This window comes from Aliiglaciecola sp. 3_MG-2023, from assembly GCF_030548205.1.
In the GTDB taxonomy this organism is placed as follows: Bacteria; Pseudomonadota; Gammaproteobacteria; order Enterobacterales; family Alteromonadaceae; genus Aliiglaciecola.
Genome location: NZ_JAUORV010000004.1, coordinates 280,696 through 303,404, shown reverse-complemented (window position 1 = coordinate 303,404; position 22,709 = coordinate 280,696). Strand labels below are relative to the sequence as shown.

The window sequence follows — 22,709 nt, the reverse complement described above, 5'->3', positions numbered from 1 at the left end:
AAAAATAAAATCCTGTAAAAAGTAATGTTATTAATTTTGTTTAGATAACCATACAACCAATTCTGCAATATCGTCTCTGGTCATACCCTCAACGACTTGGGCTTGATATTTCCCGTTCACAATAAAGTTAGGGACACCACTTAAATGTTCACGATAGGTTTCAATAGTTTGGTTATTTTGTTTGAGTAGGTTATTAATTTGAAAGCTCGACTCCATTTTATCAAACTCATCACTGTCGATCCCTTTGGCTAGGAAAATGTTTCTTAATTCTGGAATACCAGTGATCAGTTGACGTTGTAAATGAATATAACTAAAGATAGCGCTATTCATTTCTTCTTCCTTATCCATCGTTCTGCCAATCAGAAGGGCTTTAGTCGCCGCATCTTGAACTTGTGGACTGGTAAAACGCATAAAATTCACATGCACTTTTTTGAATGTGACATCTTTATCTATTTTAAGTTTTATCTGTTCAACAATGGGTTCGAAGTTATAACAGTGTGGACACCAAAAAGAAAAGAATTCTAGTACTTCGGGTTGTTCTGATGCCGTGTCGCTAATGATTTGATAGTGGGTACCTTCTTTCCATTTAGAAGGCGGTGCCGATTGTTCTGATGAGCTCTCCTTAGAGCATGCTTGTAGTGATAAAAGTAAAAATAGCGCTAATACAGTTGATAGCTTTTTCATATCAATCAATTCCTTCAAAAATTTGCTAAAGGTTATCATAGCTAGTAAAAGATTAGGTATAGTTAATCAGTCAGATGAATACAATCTGCAGATGAAATGCATAAAAAAACCGCTTTAAGAAGCGGTTTTTATAAATCTAGGCTTTTCTACAAGGTAATGGTGGTGGATACAAAAAAGTTTTGTCCGGCAGTATTAAAGCCATTTACCTCCTGATAATCTTCATCAAAAAGATTATTTACACCGGCTTTAATACTAACTGATTCAACGATTTGCCAACGGGCACTTAGGTTTGTTACTTGGTAGTCTTCAATCTCAGCACCCGCTATGTCTACAGCGTTTCGAACACTTCTATAGGTAAGCTCTGCTGACACTTTATCGTCTAACCAGCCGTGTCTAATACCTAAGTTGAACTTGTTTCTAGGTCTTCTCAAGCGGGCTTCACCAGCACTGTCTTCCGCATCGTTATAGGTGTAATTAGCCCATAATCTTAAGCCGTTAGCAAATACTTGCTCAACACGGGTTTCAATTCCCTTAGATTTACTTTTTCCACTGGATTGCAAGTAGCCCTGGTAAGATGCCAAATCGAAAACAATTTCATTTTCTATGGACTGTTTGAAAAAGACCATTTCCGCGTTCAATCCATTTTTTGTATCGATAACAACGCCTAGGTCGAGGCCTTCACTATTTTCTTCGGCCAATTGTAAACCGGCAGCCTCACCGTATGCATAAGGGCCGTCGTTATAACTTTGCTCATAAATACTTGGCGCGCGGAAACCCGTTCCATAGGTCGTTTTAAACTTTACGTCAGCAAAATCAAAGGGCAGGACTTTGACTGCACCTAAGCGCACACTATTGTGTTTTCCAAAGGTGTCATTATCGTCGAATCGATAACCAAGGTTAAAGGCGAGTTGATTGTCGAACTGGCCTAACCATTCAACGAATAGGGATTTTTGATCTCGACTTAAATCACTGTTTTCGATTTCTTGAGTTTCTTTTTCAAGGCCAAATACCAAATCATGCCGTTGCCAGTTCAGGCTACCTAGATATTCAAACTTGTCGATGCTACCTGAATTGCTAAACCCGTACTCGCCATTATTGAAAAAATCCCTGTCAACATCCGTTTTGTTATAGGCAAGTTGATGTTGGCTGTGACTTCCCTGATAACTTAACGCGCCACGAACGGTTTGCTGTTCGGCTTCAGTGGTACAAGAATTGATGAGTGCGAAAGTGGCATTATCGTAGCAACCGTCGTATTGATTTTCGGCATCGACATTACGAAACACTACAGAAGCAGCGATATTTTCAGTTAAAGCTAATTGACCTTTAAAATGCACTGTTTGGTTGTCATAACCATCTTTTTCGCCGCTATCATCAGAGGTTTTAGCATTAAAACCGTCACTTTCCACCTTTGATGCGGACAAAAAGAATGATCCTGAGTTGTTTCCTGCGGCAATATCCGCATTAAATATTTGGGTATCAAATGAGCCTGCCGCTAGGGTGCCACTGGCCTCAAAACCTTTTACCGGCTGCTTGCTGTATAGACTTATAATACCGCCAGCATCAGCGCCATAAGACAAGCCTTGGGTGCCTCTTAAAATTTCAATTCGAGATAACTGATTAATTAATACATCATCAAAAATCGGCGCGACTTGTGGCGATGAGGTATCACTTAATTCAACATCATCAATATATAATTTGGTTCTGAATGCTTCTTCACCACGAATTCTGACAGCGGTACTTTTACCTAAACCGCCTGAATTTGACACGCCAACACTTGGGGTTTGACGCAAAATTTCAGTGACATTGATTGCGGTTTGCATTTCAATGTCATTTTCATCTAACACAGAAACACTGGTAGCGAGTCGATTAGTTGGTAATTGAATTCGGCTAGAAACAACGGTCATCTTTTCAATGTCTTGTTGTTCTTGCGAGTTTGATTGAGCATAGAGATTGGAGGATGCTAGTGCCAAGCTAACGCTTAACCCTATAAGAGTCGTTTTATTTTGCATTTTGTTAAGCCTTGTTAAGTACTCCGCCCGAGTACTAGATCATATGAGTGACAGTTCGTGGTTTTAATCACGAACCTATGCTTCTCAGGCCGGTATCCGGGCTCACAAGTGCCTAATAAAGACTTGATTAATACCTTCCCATTCTTTCAAACAGTGGTGACTTATTAATCAACTATACCTTTGGGTATCACTTGTTTACCGTTGCGGGGGCAGCGTCAGCATAAATCAGATAAAGATCTGATTGCACTGTCTTCCCGTTTAACCACCTATGGTGGCACCTAAGAGGAGTGCATTATATCCATCTGTTCTTAAAAAAATAGGTCTTTATTTTTTCTGTTATTAAAATAACGTCAAACTGGGCTCTTGAAGGGCGGAATATTGTTCTTTTAAGGCCAATATTTGTTGTTCCCAATATTTAGCGTCGGCAAACCATGGGAACGCTTGAGGAAATGCGGGATCTTGCCAACGACGGGATAACCACGCCATGTAGTGAACCATGCGCATTGCCCGCAAAGGTTCAATTAAGCTAAGTTGTGCGCTGTCGAATTGGGAAAATTCTTCATAGGCTTCAACTAGTGTGTCCATTTGTATTCGTTGCTGGTAAGTGTCACCAGATAACATCATCCATAAGTCCTGAATAGCTGGGCCCATTCTGCAATCATCCAAATCTACGAAGGTTGGACCATCTCGCCATAGAATATTGCCCGGATGACAGTCACCGTGAAGACGTATGCTAGTGTTAGGTTTATATAAGCTTGCTGCTAACCCGCTTACTTGTTCTAAAATGGTGAAAAATGCGGTGTGTAAACTGCTGGGAATGAGTTCCGTTTTATGCAAGGTTGCTACCGCATCAAGCAAGTGCTCCTGTACACTGAAGGTCGGACGATAAACAAACGAATGACCTTTTGATACTTGATGAATGCGACCGATAAAGCGTCCCATCCATTCCAGTTGGTCAAGATTGTCCACTTCGAATTGCCTACCACCTACAGATGGAAAGATAGCAAAATGAAACCCCTGATAGCTATGCAATGATTCATTATCAGTGCGCAAGGGCGCAACCACCGGGATTTCATGGTCATTTAGTTCTTGGGCAAAGTCGTGTTCTTCTTGAATTTGTTCGCGACTCCAACGCTGAGGGCGATAAAACTTGGCCACATAGCGCCGTTTATCGTCACAAACAAATTGATAAACCCTATTTTCATAACTGTTTAACGCCAGTAAGCCTGAGTCTACTAAATAGCCTTTAGACTCAATAGCATCCAAAATTGTATCGGGACCCAGTTGCGCGAAATCAAACGTAGTGGCAATTGAGTCACTCATCGATAGATAAACTTACTGGTTTCACTCATTTCAATTGGGGCGTCATGACCATCGATAGAAGTCACTTTAAACTTAAACTCAGTAACTGTTTCATCTAATGCATAAGGGTCAATGGCAAGGCTAATTGGTAAGTTTAATACTTCTCCGCCTGCAACTGTTACTTGTTCTGGACCTATGTATTTATTACCTTCTAAACCGACTACATCAATTTTATAGGTGTGTTCAGTCTGAGATTTGTTTAATACTTTTAAGGTGTAGACATTTTCAATTAAACCGTCATTGGTTTCTCTAAACAACGAATTGCGATCTCTAATAACGTCGACTTCAAGTGGCACACGGGAGACAATCTCGTAGGTTAAAAGAGACGTCATAATTAATAGTACGACGGCGTATCCAATCAATTTTGGACGGAATATCTTAGTTTTACCGCCGGCCAATTCATGTTCCGATGTAAAACTAATTAGCCCCTTGGGATAATTCATTTTTTCCATTACCCCATTACATGCATCAACACAGGCACCACAATTAATGCATTCGTATTGAAGACCATTGCGAATATCGATGCCTGTTGGGCATACTTGAACACACAAGTTGCAATCGATACAGTCACCAATGCCTTTTTGTTTGATTTCTTCGTAACTGGTTTTCCGTGAACGGGGTCCGCGTTTTTCTCCCCGGCTAGGGTTATAAGCAACGGTAAAAGTATCTTTATCAAACATGGCAGATTGAAATCTGGCATAAGGACAAATGTGAGTACACATGATTTCTCGCATCCAGCCAGCATTTCCATAGGTACAAACCGTAAAAAAGATAACTGAAAACCCCGCCCAAAAACTGACATTGAAGGTGAAAAAGTCCATAAACAATTGGTTTATTGGGGTGAAATAACCTACAAAACTAAGAGCTGTCAGCAACGCCACTGTTATCCAAGCAAAGTGTTTTAACGATTTGCGCCAAAACTTGTCGAAATCCATTTTTCGTTGGTCAAGTTTAATGCGCTTGTTTCTAGCTCCTTCTATTTTTTCTTCAAACCAAATATAAATAAATGTCCAAGTGGTTTGCGGGCACATAAATCCGCACCAAACTCGGCCAGCAAAGGTGGTGACAAAGAACAGCGCGAAGGCGCTAATAATCAGAATCCAGGCGAGTAGGGTTAAATCCTGTGGCCAAAGGGTGAGGCCAAATATATTGAAGCGCTGGGCTCCAATATCAAATAGAACCGCTTGATTTGAATTGTATTGAATCCAAGGGATGACTGCAAAAATACCTAGAAAAATTAAGCCGAAGAAGCGTCGAAAAGTCTCTAACGTCCCCTCAACTGCGCGGACATAAATTCGACTTCGTGGTGTATAAGCATTTTCATGCTTACTGGCTTCTGGTTGGTGAACTTTTACGGCGGTGACATCTTTGATTGGAATGCGTTCACTCATTCATTTATCCTTTACGGGACTGCTAAAAATTACGATTAAATCGAAATTTTTATAAGTTAACAAATTATCTCCCTATTATCGCACAGACTGTTCGCTTATTGTTAATCTGGATCAATCAATTAACTGGTTTTTTTAGCGTTTCAGCTATGTTGGGGCCTAACACCGTTAAGAATAATTGTCTGAATGCTATGTAATGTAGCGGCAAAAAATTCAGGATTGTCTAAACTTTGTCCAGTAACGGCCTCCACTTGGACACGAAAATCTGCATAATGTTGGGTTGTGGCCCAAATGCTAAAAATTAAATGGTAGGGATCAATAGGCGCTAACTTTCCGGCTTTAATCCAATCTGAAATGACTTGAACTTTTGCTTCGACAATTGCTCGTAATGGTGATCCCAATTGATTAAACAAAAGTGGCGCACCTTGCACTACTTCCATACAAAATAAACGGGACTCTTTAGGGTTGTCGCGCGATAACGCTAATTTTACTTCTATATAATTTGCAATGGCCTCTATGGGATCTTGCTCTGAATTAAATCCTTTAAGTGGCACTAACCATACATCCAATAACTGCTGTATCACTTCAACGTAAAGCAGCTCTTTACTGGCAAAATAATACAGTAAGTTGGTTTTTGATACCTTGGCTAAATCAGCGATTTGTTCAACACTGGTGCCGTGAACCCCGTTGCTAGAAAATAAATCTAGCGCAGCTTGCATAATAATTTTACGCTTATTTCGTTTTGCTTCAATACGTTTACTTTGCGTTTTAGAGCTTGATTCGCGTGTCGACTTTTTTAATGATTTTTTTGCTGGAGTAGAACTCATCTGACTATGGATATCCTATTTTAATGTTTCCCTGTCCACTATGTTTTAACCAAGATTTTGTTATTAAGCAAACCTAACTGATTTTAAACTTAAATAAATAACCCAACAAGGTGCTGCATCATTTGTGCGCAAATTGCACAAACCTAGTGCCTCAATGTAGACCAAATGGTCCATGTTTTTTGGTGGGTTTGCAGTAACTCTTTGTTATTTATGCTTTATATTTGGTTGGCGCACTTTGTGCTTTTCAGTTAGTGCTATCAATAAACTTCGGTATCTCAAACCCCCGCTGTTGCTAAATGCTGTTGACTAAACAAAATGTCTAAGGGGTTGGCTGCTCGTTATCTAATGAACAATAAGTGAGGCAACAATGGAAGTAGGTGTATTTATCCCAATTGGGAATAACGGTTGGTTAATTTCAAGTACGTCACCCCAGTACAAACCTAGTTTTGATTTGAATAAAGATGTTGTTGTTAAGGCTGAACATTATGGTTTGGACTTTGCGCTTTCGATGATCAAATTGCGAGGATTTGGCGGCAAAACCGAGTTTTGGGATTACAACCTCGAATCCTTTACGCTAATGGCGGGCTTGGCCGCGGTGACAGAAAAAATCAAATTATACGCGACCGCCGCTACCTTGGTTATGCCGCCTGCCATTGTTGCAAGAATGGCTACAACCATAGATTCTATTTCACACGGTCGTTTTGGGATCAACTTAATAACTGGTTGGCAAAGACCTGAATATTCGCAAATGGGAATGTGGCCTGGGGATCAGTTTTTCTCTAATCGTTATGAGTATCTTGCGGAATACATCAAAGTCTGTAAAGAACTATGGGAAACCGGTAAGAGTGATTTCAAAGGCGAACATTTTCAAATGGATGATTGCAGGATGCTGCCAAAACCTGAAAAAAACATCCCAATTATTTGTGCTGGTCAAAGTGCCGCAGGAATGGCGTTTTCTGCGCAACATGCCGATTACAACTTCTGTTTCGGAAAAGGTTTAAACACGCCAACTGCCTTTGCGTCTACTGCTGAAAGATTGCAGGATGCGGCCCAAAAAGTGGGTCGGAATGTAGGCTCGGTGGTCTTAATCATGGTGATCGCCGCAGATACCGATGAAAACGCCATGGCAAAGTGGCAATTATATAAAGATGGCAAAGACCAAAGTGCGTTGGATTGGATGACGACTCAAGGCGCTGCGGACAAAAAGTCAGGTAAAGACACTAACATTCGTGATATGACAGATCCCACTTCTGCGGTTAATTTGAATATGGGCACCTTGGTTGGTTCATTTGCTTCGGTGGCCGCAATGTTGGATGAAATTGACACCGTCCCCGGTTGCGAAGGCGTGCTCCTCACCTTCGATGATTTTATTCAAGGAATGGATGATTTTGGTCAAAAAATACAACCATTAATGAAATCTCGCCAACATATTCTTACTGCCCAACCTCAAGCTAAGGAAGCCTGATGCTGAATAACGGTGAATTGAGTATTGCTGGGCTTCGCAACGCAGATAAAAGCAATGAAGTCATTTTGTCGGCGCAACCAGAGCCTTTAGCAATGGATATTAAACAAACAGCGCTTATCGTGGTCGATATGCAAAACGCTTATGCCAGCAAAGACGGCTATTTAGATAAAGCGGGTTTTGATATATCGAGTACCGGTCCAGTGATTGCTAATATCACTAAAGCCATAGCCGCAGCGAGAAAAGCAGGCATAACCGTGGTGTTTTTCCAAAATGGATGGGACGCAGAATATGCTGAAGCGGGCGGACCTGGTTCGCCCAATTGGTACAAGTCTAATGCGCTAAAAACAATGCGTAAGCAACCTGAACTAAAAGGTACTTTGCTAGCAAAAGGGTCATGGGATTATCAGTTGGTTGATGAGCTCAGTCCAAAACCAGGTGACATTGTTATTCCCAAAACCCGCTACAGTGGTTTTTTCAATACAAATTTAGACAGCATGCTGCGCAGTCGCGGTATTCGAAATTTAGTGTTCACCGGCATAGCAACCAATGTATGTGTGGAATCTACCTTACGGGATGGTTTTTTCTTGGAGTATTTTGGTGTGGTGTTAGCGGATGCAACCCATCAAGCTGGCCCCGATATGATTCAAGAGTCAGCTCTATATAACATTTCTACATTTTTTGGTTGGGTGTCAACCGTCGAAGACTTCTGCAAAGTCGTTGCCTAATGATGGCAAAACACGCTAACTCAACTTTCCTAAACCCTAAAACATAGGTAATTCAGTATGACTAAAAAATCAATTATACCAGCAGGTACAGGCAAGCCTTTAGCACCTTATGTGCCTGGCTCAATGGCTGATAATATTTTGTATGTTTCAGGTACTTTGGCCTTTGATAAAGACAACAATGTGGTACACGTTGGTGATGCCGAAGCGCAAACGCGTCATGTATTGGAAAGTATTAAAAGTGTCGTTGAGGCTGCTGGCGGAACTATGGATGATATTACCTTCAATACTATACTACTGCGTGATTGGGAGGATTATGCCGCCATCAACCAAGTATATGCAGAATATTTTGCTGGCGAAAAACCCGCTCGTTATTGTATCCAATGTGGCTTAGTGAAGCCGGATGCACTGGTTGAGATTGCCAGTGTTGCGCATGTAGACCAAGGATAATAATCCGATGCATTTAGTAGTATGGTGTTGCCCTAGGCAATGCTTTTCATTTGAGTGCATGCATTTTAACTATCTTAAATGAATAAGTGAGCAACATGTTTTACGAAGTAGTTGGTTTGCAAGATAGTACTGCGCCCACCGTGGTTTTAAGTTCGGGACTGGGTGGCTCTGGGCATTTTTGGGAAACACTAATACCGGTTTTAGAATCCTCATGGCGGGTAATTGTTTATGATCATAATGGAACAGGAAGAAGTCCAGCGAGTTTACCTAACGACTATTCGATAAAATCGATGAGCAGAGAATTACTCGCATTATTAAACGATATCCAAATACAACAATGTCATTTTGTTGGCCATGCATTGGGCGGTTTAGTGGGGTTAGAAATTGCCCTGCAACGTCCAGAGATCCTTCAATCTTTGGTACTCATTAACGCCTGGAGTAGCCCAAACCCACACACCCTTCGATGTTTTAATATTCGCAAGGCACTATTACATAACTGTTCTGCCGACGTGTATTTGCAGATGCAGGCACTTATGCTCTATCCACCGGATTGGATTGCAAAAAATGCCGAATTACTCAACGTCGAAGAACAACATATGTTAAAAAACTTCCCCGATAAACAAAATTTACTGGCACGAATCTCCGCATTGAGTCAATTTGATATCGACGGTCAACTCAATGCAATCAAAGCCAATACCTTAATAATAGCCAATAAAGACGATGCCTTAGTGCCATGGCAACGTTCAGCCATCTTGGCTGATGGAATTGCGAATTCAAAATTACATATTTTTGAATATGGCGGGCATGCGTGTACAGTAACCATAACTGATGAATTTAATCAGCTTTTACTTGAACATCTCAATCACTATTTAAAAGGTCATTGAATCAACGCCTAATTTCAGGTGACTATGACACAACTCGATTTGGAATTTATAAATTATGACAACACAATTAGATAATGCGGCATTAGCGCAATTATTTACTCAAGCTCATACTCACACTAGCTGGCAGGACCGAATCATACCCAAAGAATTGCTGTTGCAGTTGTATGACTTGGTTAAATTGGGTCCAACATCGGCTAATTGCAGTCCTGCTCGTTTTGTTTTTATTAGTTCCGATGAGGGCAGAGAGAAGCTAAAACCTGCTTTATCTAAGGGCAATGTAGAGCAAACTATGAGTGCGCCTTGTACTGTAATTGTTGCCTACGATAGTGAATTTTATGAGCAATTACCGACTTTATTTCCCTACGCAGATGCCCGCAGTTGGTTTACATCCAGTCCGGATGCAGCTTACGAAACTGCCATGCGTAATAGCTCTCTACAAGGCGCTTATTTAATTAGCGCGGCCAGAGCATTAGGGCTAGACACGGGCGCGATGTCAGGGTTTAATCCCGAGTTGCTTAATCAAACCTTCTTTGAAAACAGCACGTGGAAAGTTAATTTCTTGATTAACTTAGGATACGGTGATGGCTCTAAAGTGCATAAGCGACTTCCTCGTTTGGCCTTTGATGATGCCTGTGAAATTGTATAGCCCTATGGCTTTACTCTGCTGTTAAAAGCGAATGTATTTAGGAGTGGTCCAGTGAAACCAGATATAGAAAAGTTGTCTTCACAATCTGAAGCGATGCCTTGCATAACACCAGAGTGTTTTCGAGATAGTATGGCAAGTTTAGCCGGTGCAGTGAATATTGTAACTACATCCAGTGCCACTGGAGATGTAGGGTTTACAGCAACTGCGGTTTGCAGTGTAAGTGATAATCCGGCGACCTTATTGGTCTGTTTAAATAGAAGTGCTTCGGTACATAGTGCGTTTGTTGACAGCCCTTATTTAGCGATAAATACCCTTACCGAAGGCCATGAATCATTGTCGAATGTATTTGGTGGTAAAGCGGCAATGGCAGATCGTTTTGCAATAGGGAAGTGGGAAAGGTTGAAAACCGGATCGCCAGTGTTAGCAGACGCTGCTGTCGCCTTTGATTGTAAAATCACGCATATTCAAAGTGTTGCTACTCACGATGTTATTTTCTGTGAAGTCGTCGCTGTCAAGCAGAGAGAACAAGCTGGCGCTTTAGTTTATTTCCAACGGGGATATCATCATCTGTGTGATTGAATTACACAATCAGCATAGAGGCTTTTTCGCTTCCCGCTTTTACAAACCAATTATTTGGTTATTAAATTGGGCTAAGTATTTGTTTATATGGGTATTGATTAAAAGACTCTTGTATAAGCATGGATAATACCTGAGTCTTTAAAAGCTAGACTAGTTAGTCTAAGTTAGACTTCCGTTTTGGCTCTGGGCATTTTTTGCCCTGTTTAGATGTGAAACTATGTTTAGGTATTTAATTATTTTAGCGGAAATAGTGATCTTAGTCATGGCGCTGCGCTCGCCATTTGCTCAGTATTTGCTAGCGGATATTCAAAATAGCTTAACCCAATTCATGACTGATATATCGATGAAAATGGAAAAAACGCAACTTAAAGATGTGCGTTATTCTTTGGCTCCTTACACTGAACAAATGCGTGATTTTCAGCGTGATTATATTTTACAAATTACCGATAGTTCCGAAAACCTAGTGAATTTTCATGCTAAATATTGCGTTGAACGCGAAATTAATCCTTACGTAAATGGCTCAAACTTAGAGCTGGTTTGTCACACGATTAGTCATTCCACCTTGTTACAAACTAGCGAGTCTGGCTAGGGGCATCGCAACATAACTTTTGTATCTGGATATGAGGTCAATTGCTACGTGACTTAATCATAGGTGCTGTTTTAAATAAAAGACAAAAACTTGCGCCACCTAATTTGGCGTTTTCGACCCAGCACTCACCTTCATGCCAGTGCATTATGCGTTTGATAATTGCCAGTCCTAATCCAGCGCCACCGCGTTTTCTATCGCGGCTATTGTCTGGGCGGAAGAAAGGCTCGAAAATACGCTTTTGATAAATTTCAGGTACCCCTAAGCCGTCGTCTTCCATGCGCACTAATATTCCTTTTGAGTCACGGGAAACCTGAATTAAAATTGTTGATCGCGCATATCGACTGGCATTATTAATTAGGTTATCTATTACCCTTTCGATGAAGTGTTCATCACCTAAGATAGTATAATCTGAGCCCACAATATCAATTTTTAACTGGGATGGAATACCTTTCTGTAAATAGCTAATCCGCTGCTTACATAATGTGAGAAGGGGGATCTCTGTGATGTTTAACTCTGGCTCTTGCACTTCCATACTGGTGTAGCTCAACATTTCCTGTACTAACTTTTCTAATTCATCAATATCTTTATTCATCTCGCTCCAAGGGCCCCCTTGAGCATAATCATGAGCTGCAATGGCAAATTTTAAGCGAGATAAAGGGGTTCTGAACTCATGGGCAACCGCCCCGGTTAGTTCTCTTTGTGTATTTAATAATTCTCGTACCCGATTACCCAAGTCGTTTAAGGCAATAGCAATTGGGTACACTACTGAAGTTCGATCGATTTCGATAGGTGGGAAATCTCCGCTTGGGCCAATGCGCGTGGCTGTTTGTTTTAGCTTTAGAAGATCTTTCCACAAAGGCCATAACCAAAGCGCAATTACACCTGCCAATAAAAAGAAAAATAAACCACTGTAAAGTAAATACTTGCTGTTACTTGTTTGACTAGATAACAAGGTAATTTCAAGCAATATTTCGCCGGGTGATTGGAAATAAATCTGAGTACCCTTTTGGTTATCAAATAACACAACGGGTAATTGTTTTTCTAATATTGCTAACTCTTCATCGTTCCATGCCATATCGCTCGTATTCAATGTTCTTAAGGAGAACAGCTTGTTATCTAAATCATCGGCCCTGATCCCTCCTCGCTGATGCAAAGCCGTGAGTGAATTAATTAACAAGGCATCACTTTGATTAATGGCGTCATCGTTAAAAAAGACATGGTTGAGTAAAGCACTTAATGCAACTAGGGATAAGGCGATAAATATATAAAGGCTTAGAAATAATCGAGTCATGTTGTTGCTGGGGATTGGTTCAAAATGGAGTTACTCCCAAGCATCAGGGACAAAGAAGAATCCTTTGCCCCAAATTGTTTTGATTTTGTACGGGTTTTGCGGATTATCTCTGAGTTTTTTGCGCAAACGAGAAATGCGGACATCAGCGGATCGGTCTAAACCATCATACTCTCTGCCAATTAATTCGCTGTAAAGGGTTTCTCGTTCAACCAATTTGGATGGATTGCTGGCTAATTTCCACAACATATCGAATTCATGACTGGTCAATTGGATGGTCTCATCTGCTAAAAATACTTGTCGAGAACTACGATTTATACGCAATTGCCCAAAATGTAATTGATCGCTTTGGGATTGAGTGTCATTGCTTAATGTTTCGCTACGCCTCAACAAGGCATTAATCCGAGCTAATAATACGCGAGGTTCGACGGGTTTTATCACATAATCATCTGCACCGAGCTCCAAGCCTAACACTTGATCGAAATCGGAACTTTTCGCTGTGACGAATAGCAGGGGGCCAGTAAAGGTTTTACGCAATTTTTTACATAACTCGAAACCATCTTCCCCTGGTAGCATGATATCCAGAATAATGATGTCCGGCTCAAATTGGCTCATGGTGTTGGGCAAATTAACAGAGTCATATAAACACTGAACTTCAAAATCTTGCTGATTTAGAAAATTAGCCATTAATTGACTTAATCGTTTGTCATCCTCAATTAGTAAAATACGCTTGCTCAAAATAGACTCCAAGGTTGCCTTACCCGTCTAACTTGCTTTTTACTCGCTCTGGCTTTGATATCCAGTTGATGGGATAAAATGACCTTACCATTTTCAGATTTAAGATATAGCGTGGTTTCTTCTGTGAAACGGATATTAAGGGTTTTGTTAACTGCAGCACCTGTCCAACAGTTTAATCGAGTTTGCCCTTGATAATAGCAGTATGTTCCTGGTGCTAAATTCTCAAATTTGAGGGTTAAAACCATTTCACAGGTATCCCCTAAGTTTTCAACGATGCATACTTTTGGTTGTACACGCCAGCTCGGTGTTTGACTCCAGGTACTCGGCAAGTATGCAAGTGCTAACATACTCGTCATTGATAGGTAGCCAAAAAAGGTTGTTGGTTTGCGGTGAATCATCAAAATCGACGCCCCACGCCTAAAAATACATTGCTGACATTGTCTTCTTCAACAATGGGGCTATTAACCATTGAAGCATGGAGTTTACGATATGCTAGGTTAGCTACCCAGTGCCAATCTTCATTCAGCTTTTGGGTGTATAAAAAGGATAACCCCGGCTGTATTCCAGATGAGACCGAGTAGTGAAAGCTGGAGTCGATAGTATCTTTTTCGTTAATCCCATAGTAATAATTTGCTAGTTTAGCGCTCTTCCAAATTAAACTTGGACGAACGACAAATTGCCAGTCATCACCTGACCAAAAATACTGATAGGATAAATTGGCCTTTTGACCGTTATGCACTTTGCTTGCATCGGTTTCGATGGAGAAACTGACTTCATGATTTCCGCTATAGAAGTGAAATCGAGTACCGAAATTCATTGCCCAATTGCGGTCACTAATTTCATCAACAGACAATCTTAGGTTATCAGAATTCGGCTCATCCTCTGAGCCTTTATCAGGCGTGTCTACTGAAGGAGAAGAGGGGAGAACGGCAGGGACAGTGACGTTGCCAGGGTGCCAAAGCTCAAAGAATGTTTTCTCACGATCTAGGGTTAAATAGCTTTCAACGCCGAATTCTTGAGTTTGCAACCATTGGTAGCCTAGTTCAGCATTATCAAAATAAAACTGTTCGCCATACCAGGCAACATCAATCAATATAAGGTTCGGGAAGTTGTCGCCGTCTACTAATGGATTTGTACGTAAACCTAATCCAAACGCCACACCAATATCCCATTCTCCTTCTTGAATGCAGTATTTAGATGCTTCACAGCTCAAAGTTGGTATTGCATAACTCGTTGCAATGAAAAAGATAACGTATTTAAGATAGTGTTTTAACACCCCAGTCCTCAACCTTTTATTAGTGCAATTCTAATATGCAAAACTTCCCTCAATATTCAAGGTTAACAGACCTTTTACAATGGGACATCTCAGGGTTACAAATTTTCACAATTATTGTCAATTGATAATAGAAAATGACAAATTCATTGACTAGGATTAGTCCAATAAATTTCGCAAAATTTAGGTTTAGGTGTTTGCCATGTACGGATATAAAGTTGCAACAACCGTGGTTTTTTCTGCCCTGCTATTGGCTGCATGCGGCGGAAGTGGAGGGAAAAGCGAAACCAACACCAAAGTGATTGAATCGCCTCCCCAAGTCAATCAACCAACTGGGTTCATTGGACCTTTAACCCAAGATGCTGAAAAAGCCGAAGAATATATTAAAAATGGGATTTATGCCGCTTCATTATTTGCTGCAGATTCTAATGTCGAAGGGGAAGTGGCAATTCCGAGCCTGGCAGCCCCCCAATTTTCTGCAACGAACACCATTGAAAATGGCGTCGATGAAGCTGACAGAGTTAAATATGATGGGCAAACTTTCTATTTGGCAAATTCCCCTGTTTGGTCAAATGAAAATCAAAGCGCCGCGGATATAGGCATTGTTCAGCGCGGCGACAACAACAGCTTAAGTCGTTTGGAGAGTCTTCAATTGGCTCGTGAAGACGATAATATTATGGGAATTTACTTACACCAAAACCGCTTAGTTGCAATAAGTTCTGAGTCGCCTATTTATCCTATTAATGGGGTGACTATTGCACCTTGGGAACCCGTAGAGCAGCAATTTAGTATTCAAATTTTTAATGTAAGTGATCCCGAAAATGCCACTGAGGCAAACCTACTTACCTTTGATGGCGCATTGCTTTCAACTAGAAGGATAGAGGAACAACTTTACTTAGTTAGTAGCTATGTGCCCTATATTGAAGGGCTCCAGCCGCAGGCGAGCACAGATGAAGAGAAATTGGCCAACTATCAAAAAGTCGCGCAATTAGATGCTGATGAGTTGATGCCGCATTTGAACATTGATGGTCAATCCAGCGCAATGAATGATATGTCAGAATGTTATGTTGCAGAATCTGCGGAGGAAAATGATGGTTACGCGCAGATATTGACGGTGACGAGAGTCAATATAGAAGATCCCAATGATCACCAGTCCATTTGTATGAGTTTACAAGCTTATTTGCTCTATATGTCGGAACAATCCATGTACTTAGCCAGCAGTATTGAAGGGCAACAAACTGCTTTTCATAAAGTGAGTTTGGAAACTATGGCGTACCAGGCTTCTGGGGAGGTAGATGGTATTTTGAGCTGGCGCAGCGATCCTCTATTTAAAATTGATGAAAGTGAAGGCTATTTGCGGGTAGTCACTACGGATTATTCTGTTTCTCCAGCAACTCATCAACTTAGGGTTTTGAGCCAAAATGGCAATGAATTAGCGATTGTTGCCAGCCTGCCAAATGAAAATCACACTGAAACCATAGGTAAACCCGGTGAAGATATTTACGCAGTGAGATTTATTGATGACAAAGCTTACATAGTAACATTTGAACGAATTGATCCCTTATATGTAATTGATTTGAGTGATAATACAACACCATTTATCGCCGGTAGTTTAGAGATACCTGGTTTTTCCAGTTATTTGCACCCCCTTAAGAATGGTTTATTGCTAGGAGTTGGACAGCAAGTCGAGATCGAAGATCTAGCTAACAGCACCGATTCCAACCTAATTGAAAACAATCCATCGGACCTAAAAAACCGTGCTGAAACAATGTTGTCGCCACCGCCTGCTGAACCCGTAGGCATGAAAATCAGCTTATTTGATATTCGAGATAGTAGTCACCCCATTGAACTCTCATCATGGATAGCAGCTGATGCATTCACGCCTGTTGAGTTTAATTATAAAGCGTTGAGTGTATTGGAAGTGGACGGGCATTATCGGTTTGCCTTTCCAGTGGAAAAACTCAACAGTGACAGCGATATTACCATCCTGGAAAACGTGGTTGATGTTCCAGGTAATAGTTTGATGTTATTTGAAGTTGAATCAAAAAGTGAATTGCCGGAATTGCAATGGTTAGGTAATGTCAAAGCGGATGATGCTAGTAATGAATATAGCTACTCTGGTGACGATCGCAGTGTGATCCAAGGTGATTACGTGTATTACTTCCGCGGAAATCAAGTTTGGCAGGCGTTGTGGGATAACCCGAGTGCTGCTTTAGGACCTTTTTAAGGCTGTCCATTTAACGCCTTAGCGTTTTAGGGCGTTAGGCCTGTAGAGCCGTCATTCATTACGGCGGCTCTTTTTTTGTTTTACATGTTTGGCGAAGGGAACATTTTAGTGAATTTGCCTACCTACTCTAATTGGTCTACTCTAAAAGGGTCAATAAAGCTCTCAAAATAGATATATTATTGTTTGATGATTAAGGTTATTCAGTTAACGTTCAGACAATGAGCTTAAACTGTAATGAATAAGGTTATTTAACTTAAACAAAGGGGATTAATAATGAAAAATTTATCATTAGCATTGCTTGCAATGGTCGCAACAACGGCTTCTTGTTTCAGTTATGCTAAAGCCGATGTAGAGATTACTTGGGAAAACCCGAAAGAGTTTCGAGATGTGAAACCGACGCTTCAATCGCGCACTAAATTTAGAGAGCAAACATTTGAAGATCTTGAAGAATATATCAATAAGCTAGCGGAAGATTTACCCGATGGCCAAAAGTTGACCATGACCGTTTCAGATCTCGATTTAGCCGGTGAAGTTTGGCCTTCCTCTTTTGTCGGAATGGGCACGGGCGGAGGTGAAGTGAGAGTGGTAAAACAACTCGACATCCCTAGAATGACCTTTTCCTATGCTTTGACAGATGCAAGCGGAACGGTTCTGCATTCTGCAGATGAAGTGAAATTAAAAGACATGATGTTTATGGACAATGCTAATTTTTTATCTAAAAGTGATTCTTTGCGATACGAAAAGGAGATGATCAAAGATTGGTTTAAGGATGAATTTCCAGATTTAATCGCCAAAAAATGAAAAAAAGACCGCCAATTGGCGGTTTTTTTCTGACCATTTGTTCAGGTTTATTATTTGAATAACCCTTTAAAATCAATATGAAACAATGATTTCATTATTTTCGTGGTGAAATATATTTACCCTTCAAGCGTCTCCATGCCTTTTTAATTCGTTGAATTACTAACCTGTTTCTGACAATATCGATGCCGGAAAAAGGTACAGTTTGTCATTTGAATGTCACACAATGGCAATACCATCCGACCACTAATAAAAAGGGCTACGCCCCAAAAAATAACTAATTATAAGCCATTAAATGGCATTTGAAGTACTCAGGTTAGGAGAGGCTATGAAAATTAAGTATCCAGCGTTGCTGGCGCTTGTGTGTGCATCCTTCGCGCATGCAGAAAGCGTATTCATCAACGAACTTCATTACGATAATGTCAGTACTGATTCCGGCGAAGCAATAGAAATTGCAGGTCCGGCAGACACTGACTTAAGCGGATGGAGTTTAGTATTTTATAACGGAAGTAATGGTTCAGTTTACCAAACCACTTCTCTAAATGGCAGCATACCCAATCAGCAAGACGGTTTTGGTACAGTAGCAGTTTCTTATCCTTCAAACGGTATTCAAAACGGCCCTGACGCAATTGCATTAGTAAATAGTAGTAATACTGTTGTTCAATTTATTAGCTACGAAGGCACATTTGATGCCGTAGGTGGTGCAGCGGATGGAATGACCCCTACCGATATTGGCGTTTCCGAAAGCGGCAGTACGGCTGTTGGTGATTCGTTACAGTTGTCTGGTTCAGGCACTGATGACGGTGACTTTGCGTGGCAAAGTGCAGCGGCAAATACCTTTGGTGCAATTAACACTGGGCAAACGTTTGGCAGTGGCGATGATGGCGGCGGCGATGACGGTGGCGGTGATGATACAGGCAGCCTAGAAGGCGTTTGTTTTAACTGCCCAGATTTAGATAAAGTTGCCGATGCCGCAGAGTTTAATGACGCCAGTTATTATGCAACTGTTATTACTGAAGTGGAGAATGGTTCTACTTCTACAATGATTAAATCGGCATTGACTGATGTTATCTCTACTGATCATCGTGTGCTTACTTATGATCAAGTCTGGACCGCTTTAACGGAGTCAGATGAAGATCCAGAAAACGCTGATAATGTGCTATTAATTTATAAAGGCATTTCACTGCCTAAGTTATCTAACGGTAGCGCTGAGCAAAGCTCTAACCCAGACAATTGGAACCGTGAACACGTTTGGCCTAATAGCCATGGCTTCCCGGATCGTGATTATGAAGCCTATACAGATATCCATCATTTACGTCCTTCTGATATTTCAGTCAATAGTTCTCGCGGCAACCTAGATTTTGACAATAGTGATACACCGCTAGCGGAAGCACCTAGTAATAGTGTTGACGGTGATTCTTTTGAACCAAGAGATGAAGTCAAAGGTGATGTGGCCCGTATGATGTTTTATATGGACACACGTTATGAAGGGTTAGGTGACCTTACACCTGATTTATTATTAAGTAATGGTTTGACTAGCGCTGGTGAAGCGCAGCTTGGCAGACTTTGCCGTTTGATTGAATGGCACAATGGTGATCCAGTTGACGCTTTAGAGCAACAACGTAACGAAACCATTTACGAGTACCAAGGCAACCGTAACCCCTATATTGATCACCCTGAATGGGTTGCAACCTTATACACTGCTGAAGTCTGTGGAGACGATGATGGTGGTGGTGATGATGGTGGCGGTGACGACGGCGAAGATCCCGTTGAAACTGGTTCAGTAGAAGCTAACGCGTTAGTGATTACCGAAATCATGCAAAATCCGAGTGCGGTAGGTGATTCATACGGTGAATGGTTTGAAGTACTTAATACCAGTACGCAAGTGATTAACCTAAATGGTTGGACTATCCGCGACAACGATACAGACTCTTTTGTGGTCGATGAAGATGTCTTTATTGGTGTTGGTGAATATGCCGTATTAGGTAAAAATGCAGATACATCAGTAAATGGCGGAATTATTTTGGCTTATGCCTTTGGTGGTTCTATGGCATTGGCAAACGGTGATGACGAGATAGTTCTGGTTGATCCTGAAGGCAATATCATCGACGAAATCACTTATGATGATGGTGACACTTTCCCTGATCCAAATGGCGCGTCTATGTATCTAGTTGACCTCTATGGAGACAACAACATAGGCACTAAATGGGCAGAAGACACTACTAACTTCTATGGTAGCTCCGACTCAGGTACACCAGGTACAGGTGATGCAAGCTTTAGTTTAGTTATCACCGAGATTATGCAAAATCCGAGTGCGGTAAGTGATGCAAACGGTGAGTGGATTGAAGTACTTAATACCGGTGTGATTGCAGCTAACTTAAATGGTTGGGTGTTACGTGATAATGACTTTGATTCACACACTATCGTTGGCGACGTATATGTGCCAGCTGGTACTTATGCGGTTTTAGCTATCAATAGTGATTCTGAGACCAATGGTGGCATGGATGTTCTGTATCAATATAGTGGGTTTACCGCAGCAAATGGTGGCGATGAAGTTGTATTAGTACGCCCCAATGGTGATATTGAAGATATTGTTGAATACGACGGTGGTCCAGATTTCCCAGATCCTAATGGCGCGTCTATGACGTTGATTTCAGCCAGCCTGGATAACAATGTTGGCGAAAACTGGGTAGCTGAATCTACAGAAACTTATGGTGACGGAGACTATGGAACGCCAGGTTCTGGCCCCGACGGCGGCACAAGTGGCGGTGGTGAAGACGACCCCGTTGACGAAACACCTGAAATTGGTATGTGTGCTGATCCAGCAACCTTAATCAGCACGATTCAAGGTAACGATTTTGCATCGCTTTTAGAAGGTGAAGAGCACATAGTTGAAGCTGTGGTGACGTCAGTAGTTGCTGACTTCAATGGTTTTTATTTACAAGAAGAAGACGCTGACGCTGACGCGGATCCAGCTACTTCTGAAGGTATATTCGTGAATTATTCAGGGTCAGAAGTATTCCCTGAAGAAGGCAATTTGGTACGTGTACTAGGTACAGTGACTGAAAACTTTGGTCGTACTCAGTTAGATGTATCTTCTGCATTCGTAGCCTGTGGTACGGGTAGCGTGACTTCAACGGTCTTTACTATGCCGTTTAGCAGTTCTCTTGATGCGGAATCATTAGAGAATATGTTGGTGGAGAATGAATCTCCTCTGACCGTAACCGATACTTATACTTTGGCTCGCTTCGGTGAAGTAGGTTTGTCCTTTGGTAGACTGTTCAACCCAACTAATGTATATGCGCCGCTTTCGCCAGAGGCGATTGATTTAGCTGCTGAAAATGCACTTAATTTTATTGTAATGGACGATAACTTAGACGTACAAAATCCAGAAACAGTTATTTATCCAACGGGCAACCTTTCCGCATTAAATACCTTGCGCACTGGTGATACCGTGGTCAATATTAAAGGTGCATTGGATTACAGCTTCAGTCATTTCCGTATTCACCCAATTGAAACACCTACGATTGTGCACTCAAATGAGCGTGAATCTGAACCAGCGATTACCCGTGGTAACTTAACGGTTGCTAGCTTAAACGTGTTGAACTTGTTTAATGGTGATGGACAAGGCGAAGGTTTCCCAACCGAGCGTGGTGCAGATTCATTGTTCGAATATGAGCGTCAGATTGTTAAAACCGTTGCTGCAATTTCTACTATGGATGCTGACATTGTCGGTCTTATGGAAATCGAAAATGACGGCTTTGATGAGTACAGCATGATTGCAGAACTAACTGACCGTTTGAACGCTGAAATGGGTGAAGGAACCTATGATTTTGTTAGTTACTCTGGTCCAATTGGCACTGATGCTATCGCGGTAGCGCTGTTATATAAACCTGCCAAGGTTACTTTAGATGGTGAAGTGAAAATTAACTTCGATAGTATTTTTAATCGTCCTCCAGTTGCACAGTCATTCACTGCTGCAAATGGCGCTGATATTACTGTTGTGGTAAATCACTTTAAATCTAAAGGATGTGGCAGTGCTACCGGAGATGATACAGACCAAGGTGATGGCCAAGGCTGCTACAATGCGAAACGTACGCAACAATCTTTAGCGCTAGCAACCTGGTTAGCCAGTGAAGAAAGCCTATCGACTAAAGAGAATGTGTTAATCATTGGTGATTTGAATTCTTACGCTAAAGAAGACCCAATTGCCGCTCTTGAAGGTCAGGGTTTTGTAAACTTGGTTGAAGCCTTCCAAGGTGCTGAAGCTTATTCGTATACCTTCAGTGGTGAGTTTGGTTACTTAGACCATGCCTTAGCCAGCGAAAGTCTATTAGCCCAAGCTGTTGATACCATTGAATGGCATATTAACGCAGATGAGCCTTTTGCACTGGATTACAACGTAGAATATAAATCAGACGCTCAAGTGACTGATTTCTATTCTACTGATATGTTTAGAGTGTCAGATCATGATCCTGTGATGATAAGCTTTGAGCTTGAGTCTCCATCAGTTGCTGGTGACTTAGACGGTGATACGGACGTAGATTCTTATGATATGCGTGCGTTAATGTTGCTAATCCAACGCGGTGAAGCGACCGTTGCCGAGCATGATTATAACAATGACGGTTTGCTTGATAGCCGTGACGTATCTGCACTACGCAGCTTATGTACACGTCGTGCTTGTTCAACTCGTTAATTAAATCTTAGGTAAATAAAAACCGGTAAAACTAAGTTTTACCGGTTTTTTTATGTCTATCTGATATTGCCTAGGAGTGCTTTA

The 22,709-nt window shown here is 41.3% G+C and carries 19 protein-coding genes and 1 riboswitch; of the genes, 10 read left to right on the top strand and 9 right to left on the bottom strand.

Annotated elements, in window-relative coordinates:
- Positions 1 to 30: 30 nt before the first annotated feature.
- The 5 genes from Q4574_RS06585 to rutR form a co-directional block, all read right to left on the bottom strand.
- The gene (locus Q4574_RS06585; protein WP_303472781.1) at positions 31 to 684 is read right to left on the bottom strand and encodes a thiol:disulfide interchange protein DsbA/DsbL; all 654 of its coding nucleotides are present in this window, start codon (positions 682 to 684) and stop codon (positions 31 to 33) included.
- 146 nt (positions 685 to 830) lie between these two features.
- Positions 831 to 2,693, bottom strand: a complete 1,863-nt coding sequence (locus Q4574_RS06580) for a TonB-dependent siderophore receptor (protein WP_303472779.1) — start codon at positions 2,691 to 2,693, stop codon at positions 831 to 833.
- A gap of 69 nt (positions 2,694 to 2,762) precedes the next feature.
- Positions 2,763 to 2,990: riboswitch (cobalamin riboswitch) on the bottom strand.
- Between the two features lie 42 nt (positions 2,991 to 3,032).
- A complete protein-coding gene (locus Q4574_RS06575) occupies positions 3,033 to 4,016 on the bottom strand; it encodes a serine/threonine protein kinase (RefSeq protein WP_303472777.1) in 984 nt (327 codons plus the stop codon).
- A complete protein-coding gene (gene ccoG / locus Q4574_RS06570) occupies positions 4,013 to 5,446 on the bottom strand; it encodes a cytochrome c oxidase accessory protein CcoG (protein ID WP_303472775.1) in 1,434 nt (477 codons plus the stop codon). Before ccoG ends, Q4574_RS06575 begins: the two co-directional genes overlap by 4 nt.
- Positions 5,447 to 5,586: 140 nt before the next feature.
- The gene (gene rutR / locus Q4574_RS06565; protein WP_303472773.1) at positions 5,587 to 6,270 is read right to left on the bottom strand and encodes an HTH-type transcriptional regulator RutR; all 684 of its coding nucleotides are present in this window, start codon (positions 6,268 to 6,270) and stop codon (positions 5,587 to 5,589) included.
- A 367-nt stretch (positions 6,271 to 6,637) separates the two neighbouring features.
- Between rutR and rutA the strand changes: the two genes are divergently transcribed.
- The 7 genes from rutA (at position 6,638) to Q4574_RS06530 (ending at position 11,605) form a co-directional block, all read left to right on the top strand.
- Positions 6,638 to 7,735, top strand: coding sequence for a pyrimidine utilization protein A (gene rutA, locus Q4574_RS06560; RefSeq protein WP_303472771.1), 1,098 nt, complete (start codon positions 6,638 to 6,640; stop codon positions 7,733 to 7,735).
- Entirely contained in the window at positions 7,735 to 8,460 is a 726-nt protein-coding gene (gene rutB / locus Q4574_RS06555; protein ID WP_303472768.1) for a pyrimidine utilization protein B, read from the top strand. Before rutA ends, rutB begins: the two co-directional genes overlap by 1 nt.
- 57 nt (positions 8,461 to 8,517) lie before the next feature.
- Positions 8,518 to 8,907, top strand: coding sequence for a pyrimidine utilization protein C (rutC, locus tag Q4574_RS06550; RefSeq protein ID WP_303472766.1), 390 nt, complete (start codon positions 8,518 to 8,520; stop codon positions 8,905 to 8,907).
- 95 nt (positions 8,908 to 9,002) lie between these two features.
- Entirely contained in the window at positions 9,003 to 9,791 is a 789-nt protein-coding gene (gene rutD / locus Q4574_RS06545; protein WP_303472764.1) for a pyrimidine utilization protein D, read from the top strand.
- A gap of 55 nt (positions 9,792 to 9,846) precedes the next feature.
- The gene (locus Q4574_RS06540; RefSeq protein WP_303472762.1) at positions 9,847 to 10,437 is read left to right on the top strand and encodes a malonic semialdehyde reductase; all 591 of its coding nucleotides are present in this window, start codon (positions 9,847 to 9,849) and stop codon (positions 10,435 to 10,437) included.
- Positions 10,438 to 10,488: 51 nt separating this feature from the next.
- Complete coding sequence (locus tag Q4574_RS06535; protein WP_303472760.1) at positions 10,489 to 11,016, top strand: flavin reductase; 528 nt, start codon at positions 10,489 to 10,491, stop codon at positions 11,014 to 11,016.
- A 217-nt stretch (positions 11,017 to 11,233) separates the two neighbouring features.
- Positions 11,234 to 11,605, top strand: a complete 372-nt coding sequence (locus Q4574_RS06530) for a hypothetical protein (RefSeq protein WP_303472758.1) — start codon at positions 11,234 to 11,236, stop codon at positions 11,603 to 11,605.
- A gap of 37 nt (positions 11,606 to 11,642) precedes the next feature.
- On the opposite strand, the gene Q4574_RS06525 is transcribed toward Q4574_RS06530, so the two are convergent.
- The 4 genes from Q4574_RS06525 to Q4574_RS06510 are packed head-to-tail and all read right to left on the bottom strand — an operon-like array spanning position 11,643 to position 14,907.
- On the bottom strand, positions 11,643 to 12,896 hold the full coding sequence (locus Q4574_RS06525) for an ATP-binding protein (protein WP_303472756.1): 1,254 nt from the start codon (positions 12,894 to 12,896) through the stop codon (positions 11,643 to 11,645).
- A gap of 30 nt (positions 12,897 to 12,926) precedes the next feature.
- On the bottom strand, positions 12,927 to 13,631 hold the full coding sequence (locus tag Q4574_RS06520; protein WP_303472754.1) for a response regulator: 705 nt from the start codon (positions 13,629 to 13,631) through the stop codon (positions 12,927 to 12,929).
- On the bottom strand, positions 13,628 to 14,029 hold the full coding sequence (locus tag Q4574_RS06515; protein ID WP_303472852.1) for a DUF3019 domain-containing protein: 402 nt from the start codon (positions 14,027 to 14,029) through the stop codon (positions 13,628 to 13,630). Before Q4574_RS06515 ends, Q4574_RS06520 begins: the two co-directional genes overlap by 4 nt.
- Complete coding sequence (locus tag Q4574_RS06510) at positions 14,029 to 14,907, bottom strand: MipA/OmpV family protein (RefSeq protein WP_303472752.1); 879 nt, start codon at positions 14,905 to 14,907, stop codon at positions 14,029 to 14,031. Before Q4574_RS06510 ends, Q4574_RS06515 begins: the two co-directional genes overlap by 1 nt.
- Before the next feature lie 199 nt (positions 14,908 to 15,106).
- On the opposite strand from Q4574_RS06510, the gene Q4574_RS06505 reads away from it, so the two are divergent.
- The 3 genes from Q4574_RS06505 (at position 15,107) to Q4574_RS06495 (ending at position 22,625) form a co-directional block, all read left to right on the top strand.
- Complete coding sequence (locus Q4574_RS06505) at positions 15,107 to 17,131, top strand: beta-propeller domain-containing protein (protein WP_303472750.1); 2,025 nt, start codon at positions 15,107 to 15,109, stop codon at positions 17,129 to 17,131.
- A gap of 273 nt (positions 17,132 to 17,404) precedes the next feature.
- Positions 17,405 to 17,932 carry a DUF3016 domain-containing protein gene (locus tag Q4574_RS06500; RefSeq protein ID WP_303472748.1) on the top strand — a complete coding sequence of 176 codons (528 nt, stop codon included), beginning with the start codon at positions 17,405 to 17,407 and terminating at the stop codon, positions 17,930 to 17,932.
- Positions 17,933 to 18,257: 325 nt separating this feature from the next.
- The gene (locus Q4574_RS06495) at positions 18,258 to 22,625 is read left to right on the top strand and encodes an ExeM/NucH family extracellular endonuclease (RefSeq protein WP_303472746.1); all 4,368 of its coding nucleotides are present in this window, start codon (positions 18,258 to 18,260) and stop codon (positions 22,623 to 22,625) included.
- Positions 22,626 to 22,709: the final 84 nt, after the last annotated feature.